The sequence below is a fragment of the Sulfurimonas sp. genome, from assembly GCF_016744025.1.
Taxonomy (GTDB): domain Bacteria; phylum Campylobacterota; class Campylobacteria; order Campylobacterales; family Sulfurimonadaceae; genus Sulfurimonas.
The window spans coordinates 1-10,662 of the sequence record NZ_JADGFC010000093.1 but is presented as its reverse complement, the minus strand read 5'-3'; the positions used below and the strand labels follow the sequence as shown (position 1 = coordinate 10,662).

General features: G+C 31.2%; 10 protein-coding genes. 6 read left to right on the top strand and 4 right to left on the bottom strand.

From position 1 onward, the window contains the following. Positions 1 to 313: 313 nt before the first annotated feature. The 3 genes from flhB to nadA form a co-directional block, all read right to left on the bottom strand. On the bottom strand, positions 314 to 1,369 hold the full coding sequence (flhB, locus tag QZZ48_RS11655) for a flagellar biosynthesis protein FlhB (RefSeq protein ID WP_294965990.1): 1,056 nt from the start codon (positions 1,367 to 1,369) through the stop codon (positions 314 to 316). 150 nt (positions 1,370 to 1,519) lie between these two features. Continuing rightward, the gene (gene nadC / locus QZZ48_RS11650) at positions 1,520 to 2,335 is read right to left on the bottom strand and encodes a carboxylating nicotinate-nucleotide diphosphorylase (RefSeq protein WP_294965987.1); all 816 of its coding nucleotides are present in this window, start codon (positions 2,333 to 2,335) and stop codon (positions 1,520 to 1,522) included. Continuing rightward, entirely contained in the window at positions 2,332 to 3,330 is a 999-nt protein-coding gene (gene nadA, locus QZZ48_RS11645) for a quinolinate synthase NadA (RefSeq protein ID WP_294965984.1), read from the bottom strand. The genes nadC and nadA overlap by 4 nt, the downstream gene beginning before the upstream one ends. A gap of 109 nt (positions 3,331 to 3,439) precedes the next feature. On the opposite strand from nadA, the gene plsY reads away from it, so the two are divergent. The 6 genes from plsY to QZZ48_RS11615 all read left to right on the top strand — a co-directional run bounded on the left by plsY (position 3,440) and on the right by QZZ48_RS11615 (position 8,410). Further along, positions 3,440 to 4,054 carry a glycerol-3-phosphate 1-O-acyltransferase PlsY gene (gene plsY / locus QZZ48_RS11640; RefSeq protein ID WP_294965981.1) on the top strand — a complete coding sequence of 205 codons (615 nt, stop codon included), beginning with the start codon at positions 3,440 to 3,442 and terminating at the stop codon, positions 4,052 to 4,054. Beyond that, entirely contained in the window at positions 4,054 to 4,377 is a 324-nt protein-coding gene (locus QZZ48_RS11635) for a dihydroneopterin aldolase (RefSeq protein ID WP_294965979.1), read from the top strand. The genes plsY and QZZ48_RS11635 overlap by 1 nt, the downstream gene beginning before the upstream one ends. A 107-nt stretch (positions 4,378 to 4,484) precedes the next feature. After that, the gene (hsrA, locus tag QZZ48_RS11630) at positions 4,485 to 5,159 is read left to right on the top strand and encodes a homeostatic response regulator transcription factor HsrA (RefSeq protein ID WP_294965976.1); all 675 of its coding nucleotides are present in this window, start codon (positions 4,485 to 4,487) and stop codon (positions 5,157 to 5,159) included. 126 nt (positions 5,160 to 5,285) lie between these two features. Next, positions 5,286 to 6,584 carry a HAMP domain-containing sensor histidine kinase gene (locus QZZ48_RS11625; protein WP_294965972.1) on the top strand — a complete coding sequence of 433 codons (1,299 nt, stop codon included), beginning with the start codon at positions 5,286 to 5,288 and terminating at the stop codon, positions 6,582 to 6,584. Between the two features lie 102 nt (positions 6,585 to 6,686). Beyond that, a complete protein-coding gene (locus tag QZZ48_RS11620) occupies positions 6,687 to 6,938 on the top strand; it encodes a YfhL family 4Fe-4S dicluster ferredoxin (protein WP_294965969.1) in 252 nt (83 codons plus the stop codon). 11 nt (positions 6,939 to 6,949) lie between these two features. Further along, positions 6,950 to 8,410, top strand: a complete 1,461-nt coding sequence (locus tag QZZ48_RS11615) for a Ppx/GppA phosphatase family protein (protein ID WP_294965966.1) — start codon at positions 6,950 to 6,952, stop codon at positions 8,408 to 8,410. Here the strand turns inward: QZZ48_RS11615 and bamA are convergent. Continuing rightward, positions 8,407 to 10,662, bottom strand: a 2,256-nt coding sequence (bamA, locus tag QZZ48_RS11610; RefSeq protein WP_294965963.1) for an outer membrane protein assembly factor BamA, incomplete at its 5' end; no start/stop codon positions are given. The genes QZZ48_RS11615 and bamA overlap by 4 nt on opposite strands.

The following is a 10,662-nucleotide window of genomic DNA, read 5'->3' as shown; positions in this document are numbered from 1 at the left end:
CCGCTTAATATTTCTTCTAACCAAAGATGGGCAGTTGTTGCTTCTAGTTTTATTTCCATTGAAGCGTCCACAAGAGATTAGTATTTTGCTGACATAGAATAACCAATATCAAAAAGAAAGGTAATTGTAGATAGAGCAACAAAAAGTGTAACTATTAAAAACATTAAAAATTTGACTTTAATTGATAATAATTTCTTTTGTAAATTAATCATATTTTATTTTCAACTCATTTATTTTCATAAATGAATTATACACCAATTGTTCATTATTATATGTGAGCATTAGTACAAGTATATAAATATATTTAAGTTAATTAACTGTTTTTTGAATTCATTTTATAAACATAAGCTAGTACTTCCGCAACTGCTGCAAATAGTTCTTCGGGTATTGGTTTATCAACTTCAACATCAGCATACAAACTTCTAGCTAGTGGTGGATTCTGAACTATATGCACACTATTTTCTCTTGCTATTTTTTTAATCTGCTGAGCAATATTATCCATCCCTTTTGCAATTACTATTGGTGCTCGTTTAGTTTCTTCATACTTTAAAGCTACTGCATAGTGTGTTGGGTTGGTAATTACAACATCAGCATTTGGGACTTCAGCCATCATTCTTTTTCTAGATGCTTCCATCTGAATTTGGCGAATTTTACCTTTTATTAAAGGATCTCCCTCCATATTCTTCATCTCATCTTTGATCTCTTGCTTACTCATTTTAAGACCATCAAAATACTGTTTTCTAACTATAATAATATCAATCATAGCAAATATAAAGATTATTAAAAGCATCACAAAGGCTAAAATTATTGCCTTATCTTTTAACCAAACAAGTTGCTCTCCTAAACTAAAAAGAGCAACTGTTGGAAGCTCTGTAATATACAAAAAGAAAAAGACAAAACCAATGCCTAAGGTAGTAAAAGATTTAAAAGTTATCTTTACTGACTCTATAGCTTTTTTCATGGAGAATAGATTTTTTGTTCCCTTAATAGGATCAATTTTTTTAAAATCAGGCATGATAGCTTTAGTTGTAAAAAGAAACCCAAACTGTGCAAGTGCAGCTATAATTCCTGAAATTGCAACCGAAACAGCTAAAGGCATTATTATTAGAAGGAATTCTCTAACCGTGATAATAGCAATATCAATCATAAATAACTTATCTAGTGGAGTTCCAATCAAAGAGAAGTAATATTTAAAAAGCTGTAACATATGATCACTCATATATGGAAATAGCATTAGTATAGAGAGTATTGCAACAAAGAGAGTAATTACGCCAGAAGTATCTTGAGACTTCGGTACATTACCCTCGTTCCTTGCATCTTCTATCTTTTTAGGGGTGGGTTCTTCTGTCTTCTCAGCATCATCAGCCATCTATTATCTCCTAGAAGAACGCATAAAAATCTATAAAAGATTTTTCTTTAGTACAATAGCGGTTAGCGTAGAAAAAAGGACTTGTTCTTTTTTCGTTCAAATTGTGGATATCTTCAGTTTTTTTAGCATCATCAGCCATGGATTATAACTTTAATCCATTTTCATAGATAAGTCTATCCAATTTGCTTGATGGATTAATGAGCCGCTGCTTATTGCATCTACACCACTTTTTGCGTATGACTCAATTGTATTTAAAGAGATATTTCCACTTGCCTCTAAAAGTACACTAGGAAATTCTTTATCTCTAAATAGAACTATTTCTTTTATTTCCTCTGGAGTCAGATTATCACACATAACAATATCAGCATCACTAGCCATTGCTTCTTTTGCTATAGCAAAATTTTCTGCTTCTACTTCTATTTTTGCAGTAAAAGGAATCTGTTTTCTTGCTTTTAGTATGTAGCTTTTTAAATCTTTTATAGTTTTAAGATGTGTATCTTTTATCATTAAAGAATCATCAAGGCCCATGCGATGATTTACGGCTCCACCAGTTCTTGTTGCATACTTTTCAAAAATTCTAAGTTGTGGTCTAGTCTTTCTAGTATCTAAAAGTTTAACCCCGTATGGCTCTATGATGTTTACATATTTTCTAGTAAGTGTTGCGATAGAACTAGCATGTAAAAGCATATTTAACAGTGTTCTCTCTATTCGAAGTAGTGTATGCGAATCTCCACTGATTGTAGCAATCACATCACCTTTTACAAATACTTCAGAATCATCTTTAAACCAAGTAATTTCAAAGTTTTGCAAATTTGCTAAAATATCTATATATTTTACTCCAGCAACAACACCATCACTTTTTGCAATTATTTTGGCACTTGCATCTATACTTGGCTCAACAAGAGCATATAAGTCTCCACGACCAACATCTTCTGCAAGTGCATCAATTACAAATTTTTCTATCATAGTGCCAACATTCTCTCTAGAGCAATTTTTGCCCACTTTTGAGTTTTTTCTTCTACTAATATTTCGTTTAGAGGTTCACCATCATCAATTGATTTTAAAGTTAGATAAACATCTTCAAGAGTAGTTTCATTCATTGTAGGACATTCTGGTTTTGTAGAAGATAATACATAAGTATTTTTATCTCTTAAACGATTCACCATATTAAATTCAGTTCCTACTGCAACTTTTTGATCTTCTGGTAGTTCTGTAATGTACTTAATAAGTTGAGAAGTAGACCCAACAAAGTCAGCTTTATCGCAAATAGCGGGATCACATTCAGGATGCACAGCTATTAAAATACCTGGATATTTTTTACGGTAAAAAACAATATCTTCTACTGTAAAAAGTTGGTGAACCGAGCAAAACCCGTTATAACAAATAACATCTGCATCTTTAGGATCTTTACCATCACCAATAACACAAGAGTTTAGTCCCATTTGATTTGCTATGTTTTTACCTAGGCATCTATCTGGAACGAAAAGAATTTTCTTTCCCTCTTGCAAAGCTGTAGTAATAATTGTTTTAGCATTTGAACTTGTACAAACCATACCACCCATTTCTCCAACTTTTGCTTTTACTTCAGCATTTGAGTTGATATATGTAATTGGTAAGATGTCCTCTCTTGAAATTCCGTTATCTTCTAAAAACTTAACAGATTCATCGTAATATATAGTATCAATCATTCTAGCCATTGCACAACAAGCGACTTTAGGCATAACAACTCTTTTATTAGGAGAAAGTACTTTTACACTTTGTCCCATAAAACCAACACCACTAAATACAACAAATTCTGCATCATCATCTCTGGTTTTAATAGCAAGTTCCAGTGAATCACCGGTAATATCTGCTATTTCAAAAACTTCATCTCTTTGGTAAAAATGTGCCACAAGAGTAACACTTAATTTATTTTTTAATTCAATAATTTTTTGTTTTAATTCTTCATTTGTAAAGTTCAACAAATAATCCTTTATATAATGATTTCATAATTTTTGTAATTATATCGAATTTTATATACTTATAACTATATGTAAAGTAAAATGTCATAATTAATATATAAGGTATTTAATGGAATTTTTATTTAACTCAAATGTACAATTTTTTATAGCAGCTTATTTGATTGGTGGTATACCGTTTGGTTTGCTACTTGCTAAAAAGTTTGCTGGTGTAGATGTTAAAACAAGTGGAAGCGGAAGTATTGGTGCAACAAATGTACTTAGAGTTGTTAAAGAGACTAACCCTGAACTGGCAAAAAAACTTGGTGCGGCTACTCTTGTTCTAGACGCGCTAAAGGGTATAGTAGTCTTAGCGGTTGCTTATTTTACTGGTATGAGTGAATCAACTCTTTGGGCAATTGCAGTTATTTCTGTAATTGGTCATTGTTTTAGTCCTTACTTAGGTCTTGAGGGTGGAAAAGGAATAGCAACGGGAATGGGTGTAATGATGTTTATGCTTCCGGTAGAGACAGTAATTGCTCTTGTTGTTTGGGCAATAGGTGCAAAAACAATTCGTATATCTTCTGTTTCATCACTAAGTGGTGTTGGAGCTCTTTTAATAGCTAGTTTTTTTATCCATCCTGATATGGCTCATGCTCCTGTAGTTTTTATAGTATTTATTCTTTACTATAAACATATTCCGAATATCATTCGCCTTTTTAAAGGCCAAGAAAAAAGAGTAGTTTAGTGACTATACATATAGAAGATCTAAAATTCAAATGTATTATTGGAATTTTAGATTTTGAAAGAGTAACCCCACAAGATGTAATTATCAATATGACAATAGATTATAAGTATGAAAAAGAATTCATAAACTATGCTCAAATTGTCGAAATAATCAAAGAAACTATGCTTGAAAGTGAGTTTTTGCTTATTGAAGAGGCTTTAGATAACTTGAATTTAAAGTTAATTAAAGAATATTCATCTATAAAAAGCATGTTTATAAAAATAACAAAACCATCGATTTTACCCGAGTGTATGGTAAGTGTAAGCAATAGCTATAAATACTAATCTTAAAATTTAGTTAAAGAATTATTAAAAAAAATTGAAAAAAACTTTAAAGTTAGCTAAAATTATGATATCATTCCGCCAAAATATTCACTTATAGGACAAAATTAATGCGCATTCTTATTATAGAAGATGAAGTAACATTAAACAAAATGCTTGCTGAGGGACTAAAAGAATTTGGTTACCAAAGTGACGTAGTAGAGACTCTTAAAGATGGAGAGTATTACTTAGACATTCGTAACTACGACTTAGTCCTTATGGACTGGATGCTTCCAGATGGAAACTCTATAGATATCATTGGTGATATCAAGACTAATACACCAAAAACTGTAGTAGTAGTTCTATCTGCAAGAGATGATAACGAAAGTGAAATCGAAGCTCTAAGAAGTGGTGCTGATGACTATATCAGAAAACCTTTTGACTTTGATGTTCTAATTGCTCGTATTGAGGCTCGCCTTCGTTTTGGTGGAAGCAACATTATTGAGATTGAAGACTTAATAATCAATCCTGAAGAAGAAAAAATCACTTATAAAGATCAAGAGATCGAACTAAAAGGTAAACCTTTTGAAGTTCTTACTCACCTTGCTCGTCACCGTGATCAAATTGTTTCTAAAGAACAACTTCTTGACGCAATTTGGGAAGAACCTGAATTAGTAACTCCTAACGTAATCGAAGTTGCTATTAATCAAATTAGACAAAAAATGGATAAACCATTAAATATCACAACTATCGAAACTGTTCGTCGTCGTGGTTACCGTTTTTGTTTCCCAAAAGAAATAAACTAAATACTATCTAAAATACGAAAAGGAATTTTCTTCCTTTTCGCTTGTCTATTAAAAACTTCATAAATACTCTTTTTTTATTTAAATATACTAAGATATAATTACATATAATTAACACTAGGGTCATTAATGTTCTCAAAAAAAAGTATAAGAAGAAATTTTCTAATCCAATTAATCTTCGCATCAACATCCCTCATCTTTATATTTTCATCTTTTTTATATCTTTATATTGAAAATTCTATATATGATGAAAAGCACCAAGAATTAATTCAATATGCAAAGAATATAGCAACAAATCAGTCGCTTGTTCAAATTGATCCCGATACGCCAGATGCTGTACTTGGAATTGATGTTGAAATTATTCATATTAAAAAACTCAATCAAGATATTGACTTATATGAAAGTACAAAAAAAAGACGTACATATCTAACTCTAGTATATCCTTTTAACTTTGATGAATTAAGTTACCTAAAAATCACAAAAGAGATAACACCAACAAAAAAACTCTTAGCAAAGATACTACGTTATATATTTATTATCAATATTGTAGGTTTTGTTCTTGTTATTGTATACGCTATAGCCCTTTCAAAAATGTTAATCACTCCAATACAAACTATCAGTTCTAGACTTTCAAATATGAATGAACATCTAATGAGACCCTTACAAGTAAATGAGCTTCCAGATGAGTTTGAGCAACTTGGAAGTACTATTAACCACCTAATAGCAAGGATTCAAAATTTTGTTAAGTATCAAAAAGAGTTGTTTATTGGAACAGCACATGAGCTTAAAACTCCACTAGCTGTGATAAAACTAAAAAATCAAGTAACTCTTATAAAAAAAAGAACTCCAGAAGAATATATAGATGCTTTAAAAACCACTAATAAAACAGTTGATGAAATGAATATAATTGTATCTAATATTCTAAATATTGGTCGTCAAGAAGGTGCTCAGTTTGAGAAACCTGTACAAGTTGATGTTATAACTATACTAAAAGAAAAAGCGAATGACTTTAGACTCCTCGCTGAAAATGATGGCAAAAGATTACAGATGCATTTTGAGCCAAATGGATTTATGGCAACAATGCAGACATCTCTACTAAATCAGATTATTCAAAACTTTTTACAAAATGCTTTAAAATTCACAGAAAAAGACAAATCAGTAACTCTAAGAAGTTCTGAGACTAGTTTTGGACTACTTATTGAAGTCATTGATGAGGGATGTGGAATAGATGAGAGTATAGACCTATTTGCGCCCTTTAAAAGACAAGGAAATAAGTCTGGTGTTGGACTAGGACTCTTCTTAGCAAAAAGTGCATCAGATGCAATGGGAGCTAAAATTAGTATTAAAAATAGAACTGATGGAATTGATGGTACAGTATCATCACTCACTTTAAACTCTAAATTATCTTGTATACTACCAAAAAGGTAATCATTTAAAAATTCCTGAAGCTATAATTTGATATAAATCCACCATATAAAGTATAGAAAAATAATTCTATAAAAAAATAACTATAAAATATAAGGTTTACTAATGGCTCTATTAATTAATGATGAATGTATTGCATGTGATGCATGTCGCGAAGAGTGTCCTACAACTGCTATCGAAGAGGGTGACCCGATTTACTATATAGATCCAGATAGATGTATTGAATGTGTTGGTATTTATGATGAACCGTCTTGCATCTCTGTTTGTCCTGTTGACTGTATTGTTCTAGACAAAGACAATATAGAATCTATTGCAGAACTTCAATTTAAATCAAAAAATTTACAAGACGAAGAGTAAAGTAAACGTACATGGCAAAACGTGTAGCAGTAATAGATATAGGATCTAACTCAGTTAGACTAGTAGTTTATGAAAAAACTTCTCGTTTTGCATTTCACCTACTAAATGAATCAAAAAGCAGAGTAAGGCTCTCTGAAAATGCTTATCAAAATGATGGCAATCTTCAAGAGCTAGCTATGCAAAGAACTATAGATGCATTAAAAGACTTCTTAAGCATCATTTCCTCATACAAAGCAAGAAAAACTCTATGTGTTGCTACTTCAGCGCTAAGAGATGCACCTAACAAAAAAGAGTTTCTTCAAAGAGTACAAAAAGAGTTACAACTCAATATTAAAATAATTGATGGAGAAAAAGAAGCCTACTTAGGTGCTATTGCATGTGCGAACCTTCTTCCTCCTCAAAAAGATTCATTAAGCATAGATATAGGTGGTGGTTCAACTGAGCTATCTATTATTAATGATAAAGATATTTCTAATACTATCTCAATCAATTTAGGAACAATGAGGCTAAAAGAGCTATTCTGTGATGATAAAAATAAAAATGAAGCCATAGAGTACATAGATGAGAAACTAAAGGCTCTAGATGGCTTAAAAGCTAATACACTAGTTGGTATTGGTGGTACATTTAGAGCTATATCAAATGCTATCATGAAAAAGAAAAATCATCCACTAAATAAACTTCATGCATTTTCTTATACCAAAGCGGAACTAGATGATTTTATCTCATTAGTAATGCAAGCAGATGCAACTCAACTTAATAACCTAGATATAAAAAGTGAGAGATTTGATATCATTAAACCAGGAGCTCTTATACTTCAAAGAGTACTAAACAAATTCTCTATTACAAATGCTATCACAAGTGGTGTTGGAGTAAGAGAGGGAGTTTTCCTCGCAGATTTACTAAGAGGCTCAAAAGATAGATTTCCAGAGCATTATAATAGTTCAGTAAGATATATTTTAGACTCACACATTAGTGAAAAGAATATGTCAAATCAACTAAACTCATTGGCAAAAAGAATTTTTGATATTGCACATGAGCATCTAGGAGTAGACGCTTCCTATCGTAGAGACTTAGGTATTGCAGCAAAACTTTATTCTTGCGGAAATAATATACACGCTTTTTCCAAAAACAAACATAGTTATTATATACTTCAAAGTGCTCTAGAGTATGGATTTACGCACAATCAAATAACATTAATATCTACTTTATGTAAATATGCAAAGAAGAAACAACCCTCAACTTCACATATGCAAAAGTATTCTGAACTTCTACCAGAGAAGCAAACTCTATTTGCTCTTAGTTATATGATATCTTTAAGTGTTTCTCTTCTTGCTAATAGACCTAGAAATATTGACTTTGAATTAATTTTTAAAGATGGTATATTGAAGATAGAGTCAAAAGATTCTCTTCGTTTATGTAGAGAATCTGTAAGTAAGTTAGCTAAGCTAGAGAATTTAAAAGTTATCTTTTAAAATCTCTGTCCCATTGTAAATTCGAATGTAGATAAATCATCATCATCTTGTTGGTTAAGTGCTTTAGAAAACATTAGCTGTATAGGTCCTACAGGTGAAAACCATTCTAATCCAGCTCCATAAGCACCACGAGAATATTCACTTAATGATTCATCCCCAATAAATCCCCAGTCTACATATGTAACAAGCCTCATTTTAGCCTTTGGAATAAGCGGAAAACTAACTTCTACATTATTTGAGAAAGTTTGGCGTCCACCAATATCATCACCATCATCATCTTCTGGAGATATAGAGTTTGAATCATATCCTCTAACACTACCTATTCCACCCATATAAAATTTCTCTGCTACTGGTAAGTAACCAGTATCCATTGCATAGTAAAATCTAGCTTTGTATCTAAATATAGCGTCAAAACCTACATAATCTTCTAGTCCAATATACTTTGCAAACCTAGTTCTACTTTTAAAGAAATCAGAATCTCCACCAAGTCCTGACTTTTCAAAACTTTGGCTCATAGTATACCCTTCTCTTGGAAGATAATATTCATCAGTATTATCAAACTTAGTATTTATTATTACAGAACTTTTAAGATAATCTTCAAGGTATTCAGTATTATCAGCAGTGGTATTAACATCACTATACTCATTTTCTGATAATGTATAACCAAGGTAACCAGATATATGTCTAGAAAATTTATGCCCAGTACCAAAACTTGTACCTACTGAGCTAATATCATAATCATCATAATCATAAAATGATTTAAATATAGAGAAGTTACCACTAAAATCACTATCATTTAGTTTAGGATTACTTATATTATAAGAGTAATTTTGAGTACTTCCAGATTTTTCAATTTTTACACCCATGTTAATTCCAGATCCCCATATATTTCTATCACTAACAGAGACTGAGGCTAACATACCGCTTGAACTACTATATCCACCACCTAACTGAATATTACCAGTAGAGGCTTCTTTTACTTTTACGATAAGGTCCATAGTAGAGTTATTTATTCTTTTTTCTTCTATAGTATTTCCATCAAAGAAACCTAGTCTACCCAAAGAATTACGAGAATCTTTTAAGTCAGTTAGAGAGTACATATCTCCTGGTCCTAGGTAAAGCTCTCTACGTATAATTCTGTCTAATGTTCTATTATTACCAGAAATCACAACATTACGTATTTTTACTTTATCCCCTGGTGTTATTTTGAAAACAACTTCAACTAAATGATCTTTTTTATTTTTTTTGATATCAGGGATAACTTGTACATAGGCATAACTAAGGTCAGCAATTAATGTTTTTATTTTTTGAGCATCTTCACGAAAAGTTTTAATATTAAAAACTTCACCTTTTTTTAGATTAATAATTTCACGTATCTTTTCTTCATCTATTACATTCTTAACTTGATTAATCGTAATAGTTTTTATGCTGTATGCTTCACCCTCTTCTATTTGGTAACTCATATCAGCAGTATAATGATCAAGATTCACTCTTACAAATGGCTCATCTACTTTAGCATCTAAATAACCATGTTGCATATATGTATCACGTATTCTAAGTGGATCGTACGAAAGATCAGAAAGTTGCATATCGCCACTATTTCGTCCCCAAAACCAACCCATAAACTGATGTTCTTTATTTGCTATTACATCATCAAAAAGTTCAGTATCTAAACCTACAACTCCGCTATAATCTAGCTTTTCTATAAGAATTTCTTCACCCTCATTTACAATATATGTTACTTTTATACTGCCATTATCAAGGATTTCTTCTTCTATTTCTACAACACTATCAATTTTTCCGTCTTGACCAATTACTTCTATAATTCTTTTTTTAGCAGATTCGAGTTTCTTTTTATCATATAAAGAGCCTTTTTTTATTTGGACAACACTATCTAGTATATCTTTATCGCCTTCTTTCCAACCCTTTAACTCTATATTAGAGATAATTGCTTTTTCTTTAAAATGATAAGTTAAATTACCATCATCAAATTCAGCCCAGGCATCACTAAAATAACCTTGTTTAAAGTATTTTTTTATAGATTTATCTAAGACTTTATCATCAATATCATCACCAATATTAAAATCAAGCATTCTTAGAGCAACGGGTTTGGATATATGGACCATTCCATCATAGTTAATAGACTTTACAGTTATAGCAAAAAGGTTCATAGTTATTAGGGTTAGCAGGATCGCTAAAAATATTCTCATTAAGATTCCATACGTTATAAAGTAAAAAGTGATTTTACCCGT

What these genes read in the sequence shown, in the direction of transcription:
- flhB (WP_294965990.1), bottom strand. Translation starts at nt 1,369, where the DNA reads ATGGCTGATGATGCTGAGAAGACAGAAGAACCCACCCCTAAAAAGATA.
- nadC (WP_294965987.1), bottom strand. Translation starts at nt 2,335, where the DNA reads ATGATAGAAAAATTTGTAATTGATGCACTTGCAGAAGATGTTGGTCGT.
- plsY (WP_294965981.1), top strand. Translation starts at nt 3,440, where the DNA reads ATGGAATTTTTATTTAACTCAAATGTACAATTTTTTATAGCAGCTTAT.
- hsrA (WP_294965976.1), top strand. Translation starts at nt 4,485, where the DNA reads ATGCGCATTCTTATTATAGAAGATGAAGTAACATTAAACAAAATGCTT.
- QZZ48_RS11625 (WP_294965972.1), top strand. Translation starts at nt 5,286, where the DNA reads ATGTTCTCAAAAAAAAGTATAAGAAGAAATTTTCTAATCCAATTAATC.
- QZZ48_RS11620 (WP_294965969.1), top strand. Translation starts at nt 6,687, where the DNA reads ATGGCTCTATTAATTAATGATGAATGTATTGCATGTGATGCATGTCGC.
- QZZ48_RS11615 (WP_294965966.1), top strand. Translation starts at nt 6,950, where the DNA reads ATGGCAAAACGTGTAGCAGTAATAGATATAGGATCTAACTCAGTTAGA.